This window comes from Streptomyces sp. JNUCC 63, from assembly GCF_054366325.1.
The window spans coordinates 1518998-1537847 of sequence record NZ_CM135963.1 but is presented as its reverse complement, the minus strand read 5'-3'; the positions used below and the strand labels follow the sequence as shown (position 1 = coordinate 1537847).

General features: G+C 71.2%; 15 protein-coding genes. 11 read left to right on the top strand and 4 right to left on the bottom strand.

Annotated features, from left to right (window positions below; genetic code table 11):
- Position 1 precedes the first annotated feature (1 nt).
- Both ACX25U_RS06940 and ACX25U_RS06935 read left to right on the top strand, forming a co-directional pair.
- Positions 2-781 (top strand): exodeoxyribonuclease III, encoded by a 780-nt coding sequence (locus ACX25U_RS06940; RefSeq protein ID WP_454389648.1) that lies wholly within the window; start codon positions 2-4, stop codon positions 779-781.
- A gap of 83 nt (positions 782-864) precedes the next feature.
- Positions 865-1305, top strand: coding sequence for a DUF6278 family protein (locus ACX25U_RS06935; RefSeq protein WP_454389647.1), 441 nt, complete (start codon positions 865-867; stop codon positions 1303-1305).
- Between the two features lie 225 nt (positions 1306-1530).
- Here ACX25U_RS06935 and ACX25U_RS06930 read toward each other — a convergent pair whose 3' ends face one another.
- The gene (locus tag ACX25U_RS06930) at positions 1531-3099 is read right to left on the bottom strand and encodes an alpha/beta fold hydrolase (protein WP_454389646.1); all 1569 of its coding nucleotides are present in this window, start codon (positions 3097-3099) and stop codon (positions 1531-1533) included.
- Positions 3100-3177: 78 nt separating this feature from the next.
- A complete protein-coding gene (locus ACX25U_RS06925) occupies positions 3178-3942 on the bottom strand; it encodes a hypothetical protein (RefSeq protein WP_454389645.1) in 765 nt (254 codons plus the stop codon).
- Between the two features lie 135 nt (positions 3943-4077).
- Between ACX25U_RS06925 and ggt the strand changes: the two genes are divergently transcribed.
- Positions 4078-5889 carry a gamma-glutamyltransferase gene (ggt, locus tag ACX25U_RS06920; RefSeq protein WP_454389644.1) on the top strand — a complete coding sequence of 604 codons (1812 nt, stop codon included), beginning with the start codon at positions 4078-4080 and terminating at the stop codon, positions 5887-5889.
- A gap of 79 nt (positions 5890-5968) precedes the next feature.
- Here ggt and ACX25U_RS06915 read toward each other — a convergent pair whose 3' ends face one another.
- A complete protein-coding gene (locus ACX25U_RS06915) occupies positions 5969-8524 on the bottom strand; it encodes an ATP-dependent Clp protease ATP-binding subunit (protein WP_454389643.1) in 2556 nt (851 codons plus the stop codon).
- Between the two features lie 190 nt (positions 8525-8714).
- Entirely contained in the window at positions 8715-9482 is a 768-nt protein-coding gene (gene map / locus ACX25U_RS06910) for a type I methionyl aminopeptidase (RefSeq protein WP_454389642.1), read from the bottom strand.
- 52 nt (positions 9483-9534) lie between these two features.
- On the opposite strand from map, the gene ACX25U_RS06905 reads away from it, so the two are divergent.
- From ACX25U_RS06905 to ACX25U_RS06870, 8 genes are all read left to right on the top strand, one after another.
- Positions 9535-9786 carry a helix-turn-helix domain-containing protein gene (locus tag ACX25U_RS06905; RefSeq protein WP_454389641.1) on the top strand — a complete coding sequence of 84 codons (252 nt, stop codon included), beginning with the start codon at positions 9535-9537 and terminating at the stop codon, positions 9784-9786.
- Positions 9787-9947: 161 nt separating this feature from the next.
- A complete protein-coding gene (locus tag ACX25U_RS06900) occupies positions 9948-10790 on the top strand; it encodes a nitrilase-related carbon-nitrogen hydrolase (protein WP_454389640.1) in 843 nt (280 codons plus the stop codon).
- On the top strand, positions 10787-12070 hold the full coding sequence (locus tag ACX25U_RS06895; protein ID WP_454389639.1) for an aspartate aminotransferase family protein: 1284 nt from the start codon (positions 10787-10789) through the stop codon (positions 12068-12070). Before ACX25U_RS06900 ends, ACX25U_RS06895 begins: the two co-directional genes overlap by 4 nt.
- A 47-nt stretch (positions 12071-12117) precedes the next feature.
- The gene (locus ACX25U_RS06890) at positions 12118-13707 is read left to right on the top strand and encodes a PucR family transcriptional regulator (RefSeq protein WP_454389638.1); all 1590 of its coding nucleotides are present in this window, start codon (positions 12118-12120) and stop codon (positions 13705-13707) included.
- A gap of 155 nt (positions 13708-13862) precedes the next feature.
- Positions 13863-14705: a nitrilase-related carbon-nitrogen hydrolase gene (locus ACX25U_RS06885; protein ID WP_454389637.1), complete on the top strand. Its 843-nt coding sequence runs from the start codon at positions 13863-13865 to the stop codon at positions 14703-14705.
- A gap of 49 nt (positions 14706-14754) precedes the next feature.
- Positions 14755-16155 carry a dihydropyrimidinase gene (gene hydA / locus ACX25U_RS06880; protein WP_454389636.1) on the top strand — a complete coding sequence of 467 codons (1401 nt, stop codon included), beginning with the start codon at positions 14755-14757 and terminating at the stop codon, positions 16153-16155.
- A gap of 11 nt (positions 16156-16166) precedes the next feature.
- On the top strand, positions 16167-17189 hold the full coding sequence (locus ACX25U_RS06875; protein WP_454389635.1) for a TIGR03842 family LLM class F420-dependent oxidoreductase: 1023 nt from the start codon (positions 16167-16169) through the stop codon (positions 17187-17189).
- Between the two features lie 116 nt (positions 17190-17305).
- Positions 17306-18832: an NCS1 family nucleobase:cation symporter-1 gene (locus ACX25U_RS06870; protein ID WP_454389634.1), complete on the top strand. Its 1527-nt coding sequence runs from the start codon at positions 17306-17308 to the stop codon at positions 18830-18832.
- Positions 18833-18850 lie beyond the last annotated feature (18 nt).

The window sequence follows — 18850 nt, the reverse complement described above, 5'->3', positions numbered from 1 at the left end:
CATGCGCATCGCGACCTGGAACGTGAACTCGATCACCGCCCGCCTGCCGAGGCTGCTGGCCTGGCTGGAGAGCAGCGGCACGGACGTGCTGTGCCTGCAGGAGGCCAAGGTCGCCGAGGACAAGTTCCCGTTCGACCAGCTGCGCGACCTGGGCTATGAGGCGGCGGTCCACGCCACCGGGCGGTGGAACGGCGTGGCGGTGCTCTCCCGTGTGGGTATCAAGGACGTGGTCAAGGGCCTGCCCGGCGACCCCGGCTTCGAGGGCGCCGAGGAGCCCCGCGCCATCTCCGCGACCTGCGGCCCGGTCCGCGTCTGGTCGGTGTACGTGCCCAACGGCCGCGAGGTGGACCACCCCCACTACGCCTACAAGCTCCAGTGGTTCGAGGCGCTCAAGGAGGCCGTCGCGGGCGACGCGGGCGGCAGCCGTCCCTTCGCCGTCCTCGGTGACTACAACGTGGCGCCGACCGACGACGACGTCTACGACCGGGCGGTCTTCGAGGGTTCCACCCACGTCACCCCGGCCGAGCGGGCCGCCCTGGCCGCCCTGCGCGAGGCCGGCCTCGCGGACGTGGTCCCGCGGCCCCTGAAGTACGACCACCCCTTCACGTACTGGGACTACCGCCAGCTCTGCTTCCCGAAGAACCGCGGCATGCGCATCGACCTGGTGTATGCCAACGAGCCGTTCGCGAAGGCGGTCACCGACGCCTACGTCGACCGCGAGGAGCGCAAGGGCAAGGGCGCCTCCGACCACGCCCCGGTCGTCGTCGACCTCGACATATAGCCCGACCGGACCGCGACGCGGGCAGGGCGCGGGGTCCGCGCGCCCTGTGGTGCGCCCGGCGGTGCGGATGTCACCCTGGGGCCATGGGCATCCCTTTCCTGGGCAGGTGGCGCAAGAGACAGGGTTCATCCTTCGGCGTCGCCGTGTTCTCCGAGGAGAGCGAGAGCCGCGCCGGGCTCGCGCAGCTCCTCTCCGAATGCGAGCTGCTGCGCTCCCAGGTGTCCGAGGCGGGCCTGAGGCTCGACGACTCCGTCGCGTCCCTGGAGGCGCTGGATCAGTTGCTGCCGCGCTGGCGCGACGACGAGGAGACCCTGCCCTGGCTCGGCAACGACGCGGGGCTGTATCTGGGCACGGTCGTCGTACGGACCGTGCCCGGCGCCGGCTGGGCGATCGGGGCGAACGGCCGGCCGGTGGTCCGGCTGGCCTCCGGCCGCGAGATCGACGTGGTGACCGCCGGCCAGGAGTGGGCGGTCGGCGGCGTACCCGAGCTCTCGCAGCTGTACGCGGAGATCGCGGAGGTCTGAGAGCCCTTCCCCGGCAGGGGCCTGCCGGGGAAGGGCCTTTTTCCACACCGGCGGGATCGGCGAGCCGGACCTCGACTACGATGTTCCGCTCATCCCTGTGGTGACGGCGATCCGGCCCACCGCCGCCGGGACGGGGACGCTGCTGCCGGGTGGGGAGCCCCCACGGCCCTTGACCGCAGGGGGCAGCAGTTCACGGAGCCATACCCGGCCGGCGGCAGCCGGAGATCACTGCTCGCGCAGCGGGACGGACACATGGGACGGATCGTCCGCCGGCGAGGAGAAGGTCAGCTGCGCGCCGGACGGGTTGTGCTCGATGTAGAGCGGGTCGACCGTGTCGACGACGAGGGCGAGCCGGTGCCCGGCCGGGACGTCGTAGGCGGTGGCGTACAGCGGCAGGTCCACGGTGAACGGCGCGCCGGGCGTGCGGCCGTGCCAGGTGTACGGCGCATGGGTGACCAGCTTGCCGACGCCGAGCGGGCCGACGTCGTAGAGGTAGGCGACGAAGGTGCCGCTCTCCTTGGTCGGGGTGAGCGTCGTGTGCAACGTCGCGGTGCCGCGCACCTGCTGGGCGGTCGCGTGCCTGCCCGACTGCCACACCGCGGCCCAGCGCCGGGGGAGCAGCGGGACGTACGCCATCGGGGGGATCCGGGCCACCTGGTCGAGGACGCTGGACAGGAAGAGGATCCCGCCGTTCGCGCCGGAGTCGACATTGGCGCGGATCGTGGTCGAGCCCGCGAGGTCGAACTTCCTCTGGTCCGCACCCACCGACTTCCAGTCCGGATAGCCCTCGTAGCCGCCTTGGGAACGGGACTTGAGCTGCACCGGCTGCTCGCGGTCGATGCCGTTGTCCTGGCCCTGGAGGTAGCGGTCGAACCAACGCCGGGTGTTGGCCCACACGTCGTTGGGCAGCCCGAACAGGCCGGTCACTTCCGGGGTGGCGTGGTCCCCGGGGCGGAACTCCAGTCTCTTGGGGCCCGTCAGCCTCTCGTAGAAGTCGGCGCTCTGGTCGGGCGAGAAGATGGTGTCGCCCCAGCCGTTGGCGAGGAACACCGCCGTGCCGTTCTTGTTGAGTTCGTCGACGTAGGTCGTGGGTGAACGTTTCTTTCCCCAGTCGAGCAACTCCTGCTCCCTGGCGAGGTTGGAGGCGAAGAAGTCGTCGAACACCTGCCGGGTCTCGGGACTCTCGCGTCCGGTGAGGGTCGCGGCGCCGTGGAGCAGGGCTCCCGCCTGGAGGTGCTGGGTGCGGCCGGAGTAGATCGAGCCGGTCAGGTCCCCCCAGCCGCTGAGCGCGGCCACCGCCTTGACCCGCTTGTCGTGCTCGGCGGTCAGTACGCTGATGCCCGCGCCGTAGGAGACGCCGGCCATGCCGATGCGGTCGGGATCGGCCGGGGTGTTGGCGAGGGCCCAGTCGATCACCTTGGAGGCGTCCGCCCAGTCGTGCGGGCCGGCGATCTCTATCTGCCCGCCGGACTGCCAGAAGCCCCGTACGTTGTAGGAGACGACCACATAGCCGGAGTCGGCGAGCCTGCGGGCCGGGACGAGGTACTCGACCTGGGGGAAGCCCCAACTGGTGGGGAGCACGATGAGCGGATAGCCGCGCGAGCCGTCGGCGTTCGCCGGGGTGACGACGTTGGCCTTCAGAACGGTGCCGTCGTCGCCGGTGATGTCGACGAAGCGGATGCCGGTCGAGGCCGCCTGCGCGGTGGGGGCGACGCCGAGGGCGCTGCCGGCGATCACAGTGGCCGACACGGCACCTACGGCGGTCGTACGCAGGGCCTTGCGGTTGAGTCCCACGGGCACTCCTCACACTGTCAGTGGGAAAGTGACCCGACGGTAACCGCAGCACTTCACTGGAAGTAACCCGCCGGTAAGTTACGTACCAGTAAAGCTTGTTGAAGCGTTGATCTCGGGCTCCGGCAGGGGCGCCCGGGCCGCGCGGGTCACGTCCGCGACGAGTTCGACCACATCCGGGCCGTACGCCTGGGAGTTGACCACCTTCAGCAGCAGTATGAAGGAACCGCCCCCGTACTTCCGGGCCAGCCGCTCGTGGTTGCGGGCGAGATAGCGGGTCGCGGCCTGGTTGTCGATCGCGCGCTGCCCGCAGAACAGGAACACCGGCCGGGCCCTGGAGCGGCGCTCCCCGGCGGTGAGCCGGGCGAGCAGGACGTACTCGCTGCGGCCCGCCTCGAGCCGGTAGTGCTCGCTGCCGATCCGGAACGCGCCCCGGTCCGGGCCGGGTTCGGCGTCGACGTTCACCCGCACCCCGGGCAGCAGGGACGAAAGGTGCGCGGCCATGCGGCGGTTGGAGGCCGGCCCGCCGACGCAGAACTCGGTGCGCTCGCCGAACCCCTGCTGGGCCGCGTCGTGCGCGACGACCTGGACGCCCGCGTTGCAGTCCTTGACGAGCGCGGACAGCTCCAGCAGGGCGAAGACGTCATGGCGCATCACCGTGAGATCCGGGCCGCCCGCGTCGCGGTTGACCACCAGCAGCGACTCGGAGTTGTCGGGCAGCCCGAAGAAGGCCTGCTTGCGCCGCAACCTGCGCCGCCACAGACAGGTGCGGGCCAGCCACCCGAGCGCGGCGCTGACACCCGCCGCCACCACTCCCAGGACGATGTTGCGCACGTCGTCGTTCATGGCCGGGCATGCTAGCGCCTCTGAACGCACCGGTGTTCGACACCCGATTGGCCCTGCCGTCCTGACGGGATCATGGCAATGACATAAGCTGCGCGGACGGTCAGGCAACCGGGCACAACCAGCATGGAGGTGCGGATGCGTCGCCCTGTCGCACGGAAACTGACGGTCCTGGCGGTCTCGGCCGTCGTGGTGACGGTGGGCGCGGCCGCCCCGCCCGCCGCGCGGCCCCACGCCAAGCCCGGGCCGGCCCAGAAGGTCCCCGTGGCCGTCGGCCACGGCGGCGCCGTGGCCAGCGTCGACACGGACGCCACCGCCGCCGGCATCGAGGTGCTGAAGAAGGGCGGCAACGCCGTCGACGCGGCCGTCGCCACCGCCGCCGCCCTCGGTGTCACCGAGCCCTACTCCGCCGGCATCGGCGGAGGCGGCTACTTCGTCTACTACGACGCACGCACCCGCACCGTGCACACCATCGACGGCCGCGAGACCGCCCCGCTGACCGCCGACTCGAAGCTGTTCCTGGAGAACGGCAAGCCGCTCCCCTTCGACGCCGCCGTCAGCAGCGGCCTGGGCGTCGGCACACCCGGCACGCCCGCCACCTGGCAGACGGCCCTGGACCGGTGGGGCACCAGACGCCTCGGTACGGTCCTGGAGCCGGCCGAGCGCCTGGCCCGCGACGGCTTCACCGTCGACGACACCTTCCGCTCGCAGACCGCCGCCAACGAGACCCGCTTCCGCTCCTTCCCCGCCACCGCCAAGCTGTTCCTGCCGAACGGGCAACTCCCCGTCGTGGGCTCGACGTTCAAGAACCCCGACCTCGCCCGCACCTACCGGGAGCTGGCCCGCGAGGGCGTCGGCGCGATCTACCACGGCGACCTCGGCAAGGACATCGTCAACACGGTCAACCACCCGCCCGTCGACCCTGCTTCGGGCTGGAACGCCCGCCCGGGCAAGCTGTCCGCCAAGGACCTCGCCGCCTACCGCGCCAAACTCCAGGCGCCGACCAGGGCCTCCTACCGCGGCCTGAACGTGTACTCGATCGCGCCCTCCTCCTCCGGCGGCACGACCGTCGGCGAGGCGCTCAACATCCTTGAGCGGACGGACCTTTCGAAGGCGAGCGAGACACAGTACCTGCACCACTTCATCGAGGCGAGCCGCATCGCCTTCGCCGACCGCGGCCGCTGGGTCGGCGACCCCGCCTTCGAGGACGTACCCACCAAGGAACTGCTGTCGCAGAAGTTCGCCGACTCGCGCGCCTGCCTGATCAAGGACAACGCGGTCCTCACCAGCCCGCTCGCACCCGGCGACCCGCGCCATCCCGCGGCCTGCGCCCGTGGCGGCACGGCGGCGCCGACGACGTACGAGGGTGAGAACACCACGCATCTGACGGTCGCCGACCGGTGGGGCAACGTCGTCGCCTACACCCTCACCATCGAGCAGACCGGCGGCAGCGGCATCACCGTGCCCGGCCGCGGCTTCCTGCTGAACAACGAGCTCACGGACTTCTCCTTCGCCCCGGCCGACCCGGCCGTGCACGACCCGAACCTGCCCGGCCCGGGCAAGCGGCCGCGTTCGTCGATCTCGCCGACGATCGTGCTCGACCGGCACAACCGGCCGGTGGTGGCGCTCGGATCGCCCGGTGGCGCGACCATCATCACCACCGTGCTGCAGACCCTGACCGGATTCCTGGACCGGCACCTGCCGCTGGTCGACGCGATCGCCGCGCCGCGTGCCAGCCAGCGCAACGCCGCCCAGACTGAGCTCGAACCCGGGCTCTACGACAGCCCGTTGAGGAAGCAGCTGGAGGCGATCGGCCACTCCTTCAAACTCAACCCCGAGATCGGCGCCGCCACCGGCGTCCAGCGCCTGCCGGACGGCAGGTGGCGGGCCGCCGCGGAGACGGTCCGCCGGGGTGGCGGCTCGGCGATGGTGGTGCGCCCGGCGCCGTAGGACCGCACTGGCCGGTGACACGGGCCGGTGATACGGCGGGGCCCGCCTCCCGTCAGGTGGAGGCGGGCCCCTGCTCCGTTCACTCGGTGGGCGCCGGTGCGGGTTCCCGGCCCTGGGTGTCGAACGTGAGCCGGCCGTCCGCCACGCCCACCGTGACCCGGCTGCCCTCGCGGATCCGGCCGTCCAGCAGCAGGCGGGACAACTGGTTGTCGACATCCCGCTGGATGGTGCGGCGCAGCGGGCGGGCGCCGTACTCGGGCTGGTAGCCGCGCTGGGCGAGCCAGTCGACGGCCGCGTCGGTGAACTCGACGGCGACGCCCTGCGCGTGCAGCAGCCGGCGGGTCTTCTCCAGCAGCAGATCGGTGATCTGCCGCAGCTGCTCGCCGGTGAGCTGGCGGAAGACGACGATCTCGTCGATCCGGTTGAGGAACTCCGGCCGGAAGTGCTCCCGCAGCGGACGCAGGATCTGCTCGCGCCGCGCCTCCTCGTCCGCCTCCGCGCCACCCGCGCCGAACCCGATCCCGGCACCGCGCCGGGTGATCGCCTCCGAGCCGAGGTTGCTGGTCATCACGATGACCGTGTTGGTGAAGTCCACCGTACGGCCCTGGGAGTCGGTGAGCCGCCCGTCGTCGAGCACCTGCAGCAGGATGTTGAAGACGTCCGGGTGCGCCTTCTCGACCTCGTCGAGCAGGAGGAGGGAGTACGGGTGCCGGCGCACCACCTCGGTGAGCTGCCCGGCCTCCTCGTGACCGACGTACCCGGGCGGGGCGCCCACCAGCCGGCTCACGGTGTGCCGCTCCTGGTACTCGCTCATGTCCAGGCGGACCATCCGGTCCTCGCTGCCGAACAGGGCTTCGGCCAGCGCCCGGGCCAGCTCGGTCTTGCCGACGCCGGTCGGGCCGAGGAACAGGAAGCTGCCGATCGGCCGGTCCGGGCTCGCGAGCCCCGCGCGGGAGCGCAGCACCGCCTCGGAGACCACGCTCACGGCCTCCTCCTGCCCGACGACCCGCTGGTGCAGATGCTCCTCCAGGCCGAGCAGCCGCTCCTTCTCCTCCTGGGTGAGGCTGCTGACCGGGATGCCGGTCAGCCGGGACACCACCTCGGCGATGGCCTCCGCGGTGACCTCCAGGTGCTGCCCCTCGTCGGCCTCCCCGTCCCCGGTGGCCTGCGTGATCTTCTGCTTCAGCTCGGTGATCCGGTCGCGCAACTGGGTGGCCTGCTCGTACTGCTCGTCCGCGACCGCCTGGTCCTTGTCCAGGGTGAGCTGCTCGATCTGGCGCTCCAAGGTCCGTACGTCGGTGCCCTTGGTGCGGGCCCGCAGCTTCACCCTGGCGCCGGCCTGGTCGATCAGGTCGATCGCCTTGTCCGGCAGTCGCCGGTCGGTCAGATACCGGTCGGACATCTCCACGGCGGCCACCAGCGCCTCGTCGGTGTAGCGGACCTGGTGGTGGGCCTCGTAGCGGTCGCGCAGCCCGCGCAGGATCTCCAGGGCGTCCGAGACGGACGGCTCGGGCACCAGGATCGGCTGGAACCGGCGGGCCAGCGCCGCGTCCTTCTCGATCCGCCGGTACTCCTCCAGCGTGGTCGCGCCGACGATGTGCAGCTCGCCGCGGGCGAGCGCGGGCTTGAGGATGTTGCCCGCGTCCATCGCGCCGCCCTCGCCGCCCGCGCCGGCGCCGACCACGGTGTGCAGCTCGTCGATGAAGACGATCAGCTGGTCGGAGTGGGTGCGGATCTCGGTGACGATGTTGTTCAGGCGCTCCTCGAAGTCGCCCCGGTAGCGGGTGCCCGCCACCACGCCCGTCAGGTCCAGGGCCACCACCCGGCGGCCGATCAGGATGTCGGGCACGTCCCCGTCGGCGATCCGCTGCGCGAGCCCTTCGACGATGGCCGTCTTGCCGACCCCCGCGTCGCCGATGAGCACCGGGTTGTTCTTGCCGCGCCGGGACAGCACCTCGATGGTCTGCTCGATCTCCTCCTCCCGCCCGATCACGGGGTCGATACGCCCCTGCCGGGCCAGGTCGGTCAGATCGCGCCCGTACTTGTCCAGGGTCGGCGTCCCGGTGGCCCGCTGCCGCTCCGCTCCCGGCGCCGCGGTGGCGTCCGGCGTCTCGGGCGGCAGACCGCGTGCCGCGAACCGGGCCGCGTTCAGGATGTGCCCGGCCGCGGAGTCGGGGTTCGAGGCGAGCGCGCTGAGCACGTGCTCGGGGCCGATGTACCCCGCCCCGCTCGCCCGCGCCATGTCGTGCGCGTCGAGGAAGGCGCGCTTGACGGCCGGTGTGAGGGAGAGGGCCGTGGGTGGCGGCGGTGCCTCGCTCGACGGGTGCTGGACGGGCCCGGACCGCTCGTCGATCTGCGTGGCGATCGAGTCCGGGTCCGCGCCGGCCCGGCTGAGCAGACTGCGGGTGGGTTCCGTGGCGAGCGCCGCACGCAGCAGGTGCTCCGTGTCCAGGTCCCGGCTGCCGTGGTCGGCGGCATACTGGGCCGCGCCCTTGACGAGTTCCCGGGCGGGCTGGCTCAGCATCCGGCCGATGTCCACGTGCCGGGGACCTTGGCGTGGTCCGCCGAAGAACCGGGCGAAGAATTCGCCGAAGGGGTCGTGTTCGCCCTCTGGGCCGACGTAGCCGCTGGTCATCGCTTTCCGTTCCTCCGCTGACGAGTGGCTCTCGCCGGGTATCCGGGTGAGCTGCGCTCATGCAACGATGACACGGTCGGTTTCTTCGGGCACGTCGGGCGCCTGTGAGCTCGGGGCTTGTTTCCGTCGTGCGGGTGCGGGTCCGTCGGGGCTGGTCGCGCGGTTCCCCGTGCCCCTTGGGCGAGACGTCTTACCGTTGCGTCAGAATCCTCGGGCCTGTTTCTGTGATCGCTACCGTGTGCTCCACGTGGGCTGCGCGGGTGCCGTCGTTCGTTCTGAGGGTCCAGCCGTCCGGGGCCGCGTAGTAGCCGTCCGTGCCGCCGGCGATCAGCATGGGCTCGATGGCGAGGACCATGCCGGGGCGCAGGGGGAGGCCGCGGCCGGGGCGGCCCTCGTTGGGGACGGCCGGGTCCTCGTGCATGCGGCGGCCCACGCCGTGGCCGCCGAAGCCGTCCGGGATGCCGTAGCCCGCCGCGCGGCACACCGAACCGACGGCGTGGGCGATGTCGCCGACGCGGTTGCCGGCCACGGCCGCCTCGATGCCGGCGGCCAGCGCGCGCTCGGCGGTCTCGATCAGCTCCAGGTCCGCGGGGTGCGGCCGGCCGACGACGAAGCTGATCGCCGAGTCGCCGACCCAGCCGCCGAGCTCGGCGCCGAAGTCCAGGGAGAGAAGGTCGCCGTCGCGCAGCCGGTACCCGGTGGGGATGCCGTGCACGATCGCGTCGTTGACCGAGGCGCACAGGACCGCCGGGAACGGGGTCGGGGCGAAGGAGGGCCGGTAGCCGAGGAACGGCGAGGCGGCGCCCGCCTCGCGCAGCACGTCGCGTGCCCGCTCGTCCAGTTCCAGGAGGGAGACTCCCACGTCGGCGGCCTCGCGTGCGGCGGTGAGGGCCCGCGCCACCACTTGGCCGGCCTCGTACATGGCGTCGATCGATGTGTCTGTCTTCAGCTCCACCATGCCAATTACTATACCGGTATTTGAATAACGGTGAGCGCGGTAGAATGACGGCATGGTGCGCACTCCCCTGACTCCGGAAGAGCGCGAGCGAGGTGAGCGGCTCGGGCGGTTGCTGCGCGAGGCGCGCGGCGGCCGCAGCATGGCGGAGATCGCGGCGAGCGCGGGCATCTCGGCGGAGACCCTGCGCAAGATCGAGACCGGACGGGCCCCGACCCCGGCCTTCTTCACGGTCGCCGCCCTGGCCCGCGCTCTCGGTCTGTCGCTGGACGAGCTGGCGGGACGGTGTACGCCGGCCGAGGTGTGAGGCCGAGGGGCGCTCGTCCGCTGGGGTGTGAAACGTGATCGACTTCGCGGGTTGGCGGCGATGGTCTTGGCAAGGTCGTCCGAAAGGCTTACGTTCGTCCCTCTAGGCCTGTTCTACGGGCGTAGAGGCTCTGGCTCTGACGTACGTCGAAGGAGCAGCTCATGGCCAACGTCGTCCGTGCGGCCCTGGTCCAGGCCACCTGGACCGGCGACACCGCGTCCATGATCGCCAAGCATGAGGAGCACGCCCGCGAGGCGGCCCGTCAGGGCGCCCGGATCATCGGGTTCCAGGAAGTCTTCAACGCGCCGTACTTCTGCCAGGTGCAGGACGCGGAGCACTACCGCTGGGCCGAGCCCGTGCCGGACGGGCCCACGGTGCGCCGTATGCGGGAGCTCGCCCGCGAGACCGGCATGGTGATCGTCGTCCCCGTCTTCGAGGTCGAGCAGTCGGGCTTCTACTACAACACCGCCGCCGTGATCGACGCCGACGGCTCCTACCTCGGCAAGTACCGCAAGCACCACATCCCGCAGGTCAAGGGCTTCTGGGAGAAGTTCTACTTCCGGCCCGGCAACCTCGGCTGGCCCGTCTTCGACACTGCCGTCGGCAAGGTCGGCGTCTACATCTGCTACGACCGCCACTTCCCGGAGGGCTGGCGCCAGCTCGGCCTGAACGGCGCCCAACTGGTCTACAACCCCTCCGCCACCCACCGCGGCCTGTCCGCCCACCTGTGGCAACTGGAACAGCCGGCCGCCGCCGTCGCCAACGAGTACTTCGTCGCCGTGATCAACCGCGTCGGCCAGGAGGAGTACGGCGACAACGACTTCTACGGAACGAGCTACTTCGTCGACCCGCGCGGACAGTTCGTCGGGGACGTCGCCGGCGACTCCAAGGAGGAACTCCTCGTCCGCGACCTCGACTTCGACCTCATCGAAGAGGTGCGGCAGCAGTGGGCCTTCTACCGCGACCGCCGCCCCGACGCCTACGAAGGGCTGGTGCACCCGTGAACGACCTGTACGACCGCCACCGGGCCGTCGCGCCCGACTGGCTCGCGCTCTACTACGAGGACCCGATCGAGATCACCCACGGCGAGGGCCGCCACGTCTGGGACGCCGCCGGCAAGCGCTACCTCGACTTCTTCGGCGGGATCCTGACCACCATGACCGCCCACGCCCTGCCCGAGGTCACCAAGGCGGTGAGCGAGCAGGCCGGGCGGATCATCCACTCCTCCACGCTCTACCTCAACCGGTCGATGGTCGAACTCGCCGAACGCATCGCCCAGTTGAGCGGCATCCCGGACGCCCGCGTCTTCTTCACCACCTCCGGCACCGAGGCCAACGACACCGCGCTGCTGCTCGCCACGACCTATCGGCGCAGCAACACCGTCCTGGCCATGCGCAACAGCTACCACGGCCGCTCCTTCAGCGCGATCGGCATCACCGGCAACCGCGGCTGGTCCCCGACCTCCCTGTCCCCGCTGCAGACCCTGTACGTGCACGGCGGCGTACGCACCCGCGGCCCGTTCGCCCACCTGGGCGACGCGGAGTTCACCGCGGCCTGTGTGGAGGACCTGAGGGACCTCCTCGGCCACACCCGCCCGCCCGCCGCACTGATCGCCGAACCCATCCAGGGCGTCGGCGGGTTCACCTCCCCGCCCGACGGTCTGTACGCCGCCTTCCGGGACGTACTGAAGGAGCACGGCATCCTGTGGATCGCCGACGAGGTGCAGACCGGCTGGGGCCGCACCGGCGACCACTTCTGGGGCTGGCAGGCGCACGGACGCAGCGGGCCGCCGGACATCGTCACCTTCGCCAAGGGCATCGGCAACGGCATGGCCATCGGCGGGGTCGTCGCCCGCGCCGAGATCATGAACTGCCTGGACGCCAACAGCATCTCCACCTTCGGCGGCACCCAGGTCACCATGGCCGCGGGCCTCGCCAACCTCACCTACCTCCTCGAACACGATCTGCAGGGCAACGCCCGGCGCGTCGGCGGGCTGCTCATCGAGCGGCTGCGGACCGTGGCCGCCCAGCTGCCCGGCGTACGGGAGGTACGCGGACGCGGACTGATGATCGGCGTCGAACTGGCCAAGCCCGGCACCGACGAGGCCGACCCGCGGGCGGCCGCCGCCGTGCTGGAGGCGGCCCGCGAGGGCGGCCTGCTCATCGGCAAGGGCGGCGGCCACAACACCAGTGCCCTGCGCATCGCCCCGCCGCTGTCCCTGACCGTCGCGGAGGCCGAGGAGGGCGCCGCGATCCTGGAACACGCCCTGCGCAGCGCCTGCTGAGAAGCCCCGCACCGGAACCGAGCCGAGCCGAGCAAGGGACCATGGCCATGACCATCGCCTCGGACAGTCCCCCCACCTCCTGGAACTCGTCGCCGGAACCCGCCCTGTCGGTCCGCCAGGTGCTCACCCTGGAGCGGGTGCTCGCCGGGGAGCCCGAGGTGGTGGCCGGCGCCGGCCACCTCGACCGGCCCGTGCGCTGGGTGCACGTGGCCGAGGCCGCCGACGTCGGCGTGATGCTCAGCGGCGGCGAGATGGTCCTCACCACCGGCGTGCTGCTCGCCGGGGACGAGGAGAAACAGGCCGAGTACATCCGCTCCCTGCACCGCGCGGAGGCCGCGGCCGTCGTCCTGGGCCTCGGCCGGGCCTTCCCCACACCGCCGGACGTGATGCGCCGGGCCGCCGAGCGGTGCGGACTGCCCCTGGTGGTCCTGCACCGCCCCTTCCCGTTCGCCGAGCTGACCGAGGAGGTCCAGTCCCGGCTGGTGCGGCGGAAGTTCGCCTCGGTCAGCCTGTCGGAGGCCGTACGCACCGCCCTGACCGCGCTGATCACCGCGGGCGCCCCGCTGCAGGCGCTGCTCGACCAGATCGCCCAGCACAGCGCCTGCCCGGTCGTCGTCGCCAACCTCGCCCACCGGGTCCTGGCCACGGCGGGGGAGCGGCCGGCGGTGGACGACGTGCTGCGCGACTGGGAGCGCATCGCCCGGCAGGCCGGCGCCGGCCAGGGCGACGGCTGGATCCGCGCCGAACTGGGCGGGCGCGGCGAGCGCTGGGGCCGCATCGTGCTGTGCGGGTACCGCGGCGATACCGCCACCGGACGGCTGCTGGCCGACCGCGCCGCCGAAGCTCTCGTGCTGCACCGCATGCTCGGCGACAACGCGGGATGCTCCTGGGAGGAGCAGTCCGCGCAGAGCCTGCTGACCGACCTCGTCAGCGGGGTCGTACCGGCCCGGCAGCTGCTGCCCCGGGCACGGGCCGCCGGACTGCCGGTCAACCGGCGCACCTTCGTACCGCTGGCCGTACCCGGCGGCGAGCCCGCCGAACTCGACCGGCTGCTCCGCCTGCTGGGCCTTCCCGGACTCGTCGCCGCACTCGCCGAGGGCACCACCGCCGTCCTGCTCAGCCTCGCCCGCGACCAGGACGCCGACGCCCTCACCGGGCACTTCGCTGCCCGGCTGCGCGACGGGTCGGGCGCCGCCCGCGCGGTCGTCGCCGCCGCGGACGCCCGCCCCCTGTGGGACGAGGTGCCCGCCGGGCTGCGCGAGGCCCGGCACGTCGCCGACGCCGTGGCCGACTCCGCCGCAGCCCTCGACCTCCCGGCCGTCGTACGCCTGAAGGACGTGCACCTGCGCGGCCTGATCCGGCTGCTGCGCGACGACCCGCACGTGCAGTCCTTCGCCGAACGGGAGCTGGACGGCCTGCTGTGCCGGGCCGGTGACGACCTGCTGTCCGTGCTGCGCACCTACCTCGCCACCGGCCGCAACAAGTCCCGCACCGCCCAGCTCCACCACGTCTCCCGGCCCGCGCTCTACCGCCGCCTGGAGGCCATACAGGCGCGCCTCGGGGTGGACCTCGACGACTTCGAACAGGCCGCCTCCGTGCACATCGCGCTCCTCGCGCACGACGCGCAACAGCAGTGAGACTTGGCGACAGCTGGGAAAACGGCGGTGGAACATGGGGCATAGCCGGAGTGACACGGTGGCACGCCGGACCCCCGCAGACGTGACACGGTGCACCTCAAAGCGGGCCCGCCGGCTTTCTACGCTCGCCGCACACCGAGCGAGTGGAGGTCCCGATGAGCAAGGTGATCCGTGCCGCCCTCTTCCAGACCGCGTGGACCGGCGACAAGGAATCCATGATCCAGGTCCACGAACAGGCGGCCCGCGACGCGGCCGCGCAGGGCGCCCAGGTGCTGTGCTTCCAGGAGCTGTTCTACGGACCGTACTTCTGCCAGGTCCAGGACCCCGCCTTCTACGAGTACGCCGAACAGATCCCCGAGGGCCCGATCGTCCAGCGCTTCCAGGCACTCGCCAGGGAGCTGGGCATCGTTCTCGTCCTGCCGATGTACGAGGAGGAGCAGCCCGGCGTCCTGTACAACACCGCCGCCGTGATCGACGCGGACGGCTCCTACCTCGGCAAGTACCGCAAGACCCACATCCCGCAGGTCAAGGGCTTCTGGGAGAAGTTCTACTTCCGGCCCGGCAACAGCGGCTGGCCCGTCTTCGACACCAAGGCCGGCAAGATCGGCGTCTACATCTGCTACGACCGGCACTTCCCGGAGGGCTGGCGGGCCCTCGGACTCGCGGGCGCCGAGATCGTCTTCAACCCGTCGGCCACCTCCCGCGGCCTGTCCGGCTACCTGTGGCAGCTGGAGCAGCCGGCGGCGGCCGTCGCCAACGAGTACTTCGTCGGCGCGATCAACCGGGTGGGCGTCGAGGAGTACGGGGACAACGACTTCTACGGCACCTCCTACTTCGTGGACCCCGAGGCCCAGTTCGTCGGCGAGCCGGCGAGCGACAAGCAGACCGAACTCGTCGTGCGCGACCTGGACCTGGCCAAGCTGCGCGAGGTCCGCGACCGCTGGCAGTTCTACCGCGACCGCGCGCCGGGCGCGTACACGCCGCTGACCGCGCCCTGACCGGGGAACCGCGACCCACCGTGCACGTCCGACCGGAAGGAGAGGGAGCATGAGCCGTACCGTCGTCCGCGGCGGCCTCGTCATCACCGCCGCCGACGAGATCCACGCCGACGTTCTGATCGAGGACGGCCGCATCGCCGCCCTCGCCGCCTCCGGCACCCCGGCCGCCGAGGCGTTCACCGCCGAACGCACCATCGACGCCACCGGCAAGTACGTCATCCCGGGCGGGGTCGACGGCCACACCCACATGGAGATGCCCTTCGGCGGCACCTACGCCTCGGACACCTTCGAGACCGGCACCCGGGCCGCCGCCTGGGGCGGCACGACCACGATCGTCGACTTCGCCGTCCAGAGCGTCGGCTCCGCCCTGCGCGAGGGCCTGGACGCCTGGCACGCCAAGGCCGAGGGCAACTGCGCGATCGACTACGGCTTCCACATGATCGTCTCCGATGTGAACCAGGAGACGCTGAAGGAGATGGACCTGCTGGTGGAGGAGGGGGTGACCTCCTTCAAGCAGTTCATGGCGTATCCGGGGGTCTTCTACTCCGACGACGGACAGATCCTGCGCGCCATGCAGCGCGCCGCCGGGAACGGCGGATTGATCATGATGCACGCCGAGAACGGCATCGCGATCGACGTCCTGGTCGAGCAGGCGCTGGACCGCGGCGAGACGGACCCGAGGTACCACGGCGAGGTCCGCAAGGCCCTGCTGGAGGCCGAGGCCACCCACCGCGCCATCCGGCTCGCCCAGGTCGCGGGCGCGCCCCTGTACGTCGTGCACGTCTCGGCCCGGGAGGCGGTCGCCGAGCTGGCCCGGGCACGCGACGAGGGACTGCCCGTCTTCGGCGAGACCTGCCCGCAGTACCTGTTCCTGTCCACCGACAATCTCGCCGAGCCCGGCTTCGAGGGCGCCAAGTACGTGTGCAGTACGCCCCTTCGCCCCAAGGAGCACCAGGCGGCCCTGTGGAAGGGCCTGCGCACCAACGACCTCCAGGTGGTCTCCACCGACCACTGCCCCTTCTGCTTCACCGGACAGAAGGAGCTCGGCCTCGGCGACTTCTCCAGGATCCCCAACGGAATGCCGGGCGTCGAGAACCGTATGGACCTGCTCCACCAGGCGGTCGTCGACGGACACATCTCGCGCCGCCGCTGGGTCGAGATCGCCTGCGCCACCCCGGCCCGGATGTTCGGCCTGTACCCGAAGAAGGGCACCATCGCGCCGGGCGCCGACGCCGACGTCGTCATCTACGACCCGCACGCCGAACAGGTCATCTCCGCCGAGACCCACCACATGAACGTCGACTACTCGGCGTACGAGGGCAAGCGCGTCGCCGGCCGCGTGGAGACCGTCCTCTCGCGCGGCGAAGCAGTCATCACCGAGCGGGAGTACACCGGACGTGCCGGGCACGGCGTCTACACCCCGCGCTCCACCTGTCAGTACCTCGACTAGGAGTGCCGCTCATGGACTTCGGACTCGTCCTGCAGACCGACCCGCCGGCCTCGCGTGTCGTCAGCCTGATGAAGCGCGCCGAGCGCAACGGCTTCCGGTACGGCTGGACCTTCGACTCCGCCGTGCTCTGGCAGGAACCGTTCGTGATCTACAGTCAGATCCTCGCCAACACACAGAAGCTGACCGTCGGGCCGATGGTCACCAACCCGGGCACCCGCACCTGGGAGGTCACCGCCTCCACCTTCGCCACCCTCAACGACATGTTCGGCAACCGCACGATCTGCGGCATCGGCCGCGGCGACTCCGCGATGCGCGTCGCCGGCCGCAAACCCAACACCCTCGCCAGGATCAGCGAGGCCATGAAGGTCATCCGCGCGCTGGGCGGGGGAGAGGAGGCCGACCTCGGCGGCGGCACGGTGATCAAGTTCCCGTGGATCAAACCGGGCGCCCGACTCCCCGTCTGGATGGCCGCCTACGGCCCCAGGGCGCTGAAGATGACCGGCGAGGAGGCCGACGGGTTCATCCTCCAGCTCGCCGATCTCTATCTGACCGAGTACATGGTGGGGGCCGTCAAGGACGCTGCGGCAGCGGCCGGGCGCGACCCGTCCGAGGTGACGATCTGCGTCGCCGCGCCCGCCTACGTCACCGCCGACGACTCGCCCGAGGCGCTTGCCCACGCGCGCGAACAGTGCCGGTGGTTCGGCGGCATGGTCGGCAACCACGTCGCCGACCTGGTCGCCCGCTACGGCGAGCACTCCGCCGCCGTACCCGACGAACTCACCGACTACATCAAGGCCCGCCAGGGCTACGACTACGCCCACCACGGGCGCAGCGGAAACCCGGACACGCAGTTCGTGCCGGACGGGATCGTCGACCGGTTCTGCGTCGTCGGACCGGTCGAGAAGCACATCGAGAAGCTGAACGCGCTGCGCGAGCTGGGCGTCGACCAGTTCGCCGTGTACGACATGCACGACGCGCAGGAAGCCGTGATCGACGCGTACGGGCAGCAGGTCATCCCGGCCGTCAACTCCTGATCCTCCGAGCGCAGTTTCCCACTCCCCCACCTCCTGTCCCCCCTCCCCGCGAGATCGGGGAGGGGCCGGGCGCCCGTACCGCCACACCCCGACCCACCTCACCGATTGGGCTGCCCATGACCGACACCGCTCCGACGGCCATACCGCCGTCCGCACAGGTCACCCTCCCCGACGGACGCGTGGAGATCGCCCCCGGCACCCCGCCGCCCACCGGCCGCTACGCCAACGCCGACCTGCTGCCCGTCCCGGTCGCCCGACGCACCTGGACCACGTACAACTTCTCCGCGCTGTGGGTCGGCATGGCCCACAACACGGCCTCCTGGACCCTGGCCTCCGGTCTGATCGCCGTCGGCATGGACTGGAAGCAGGCGGTGTTCACCATCGCCCTGGCCAACCTGATCGTGCTCGTCCCGATGCTGCTCACCGGGCACGCGGGACCGAAGTACGGCATCCCCTTCCCGGTCTTCGCCCGGGCCTCCTTCGGGCTGCGCGGCGCCAACCTCCCCGCTCTCGTACGGGCGTTGGTGGCGTGCGGCTGGTTCGGCATCCAGACCTGGATCGGCGGCGAGGCGATCTACTTCCTCGCCGGGAAACTGATCGGGAGCGGCTGGACAGGCGCCGCCGAGGTGGGCGGCCACGCCTGGACGATGTGGCTGTCGTTCGCGATCTTCTGGGCGATCCAGGTCGCGATCATCTACCGGGGCATGGAGACCATCCGCCGGTTCGAGAACTGGGCGGCGCCCTTCGTGCTCGTCGGCGCGTTCGTGATGCTGTGGTGGATGAGCAGCAAGGCCGGCGGCCTCGGCCCGCTCTTCGACCAGCCGTCGAAACTGGGCTGGGGAGCGGACTTCTGGAAGCTGTTCGCGCCCGCCCTGATGGGCATGATCGGTTTCTGGTCGACCCTGTCCCTGAACATCCCGGACTTCACCCGGTACGGCAGGAGCCAGAAGGCACAGACCCGGGGCCAGTCGCTCGGCCTGCCCACGACCATGACCCTGTTCGCGTTCCTGTCGGTCCTGGTCACCTCCGGCTCGCAGGCCGTGTACGGCGAACCGGTCTGGGACCCGGTGCAGTTGGCCGCGAAGACGGACAACGTGGCCGGTCTGCTGTACGCGCTGGTGACCGTGCTGGTGGCGACCCTGTCGGTCAACATCGCCGCCAACATGGTCTCCCCGGCCTTCGATTTCTCCAACATCGCGCCGCGCAAGGTCAGTTTCCGCGCCGGCGCCCTCATCACGGCCGTGCTCGCCGTGGTGATGTGCCCGTGGAAGCTGTACGCCGACCCGCAGGGCTACATCTTCACCTGGCTCGGCCTGGTCGGCGGTCTGCTCGGCACGGTCGCCGGCATCCTCATCGCCGACTACTGGATCCTCAGGCGCTCCCGGCTGGACCTGGTCGACCTGTACCGCACGGGCGGACGCTACTGGTACGACGGCGGCTGGAACTGGCGGGCGGTCGTGGCCTTCGTGGTGGGCGGCGTGCTGGCTGTCGGCGGCGCGGACTTCCACCCACTGATCGACGGCCGCCCCATTCCCGCCCTGAGGTCCCTCGCCGACTACGGCTGGGCGGTGGGCCTGGGCACGTCGATGGTGCTGTACCTGCTGCTGACGGCGGCGCGGACCCGGCAGCGGGACACCGCCTGACGCGCCGCGCGATCCGCT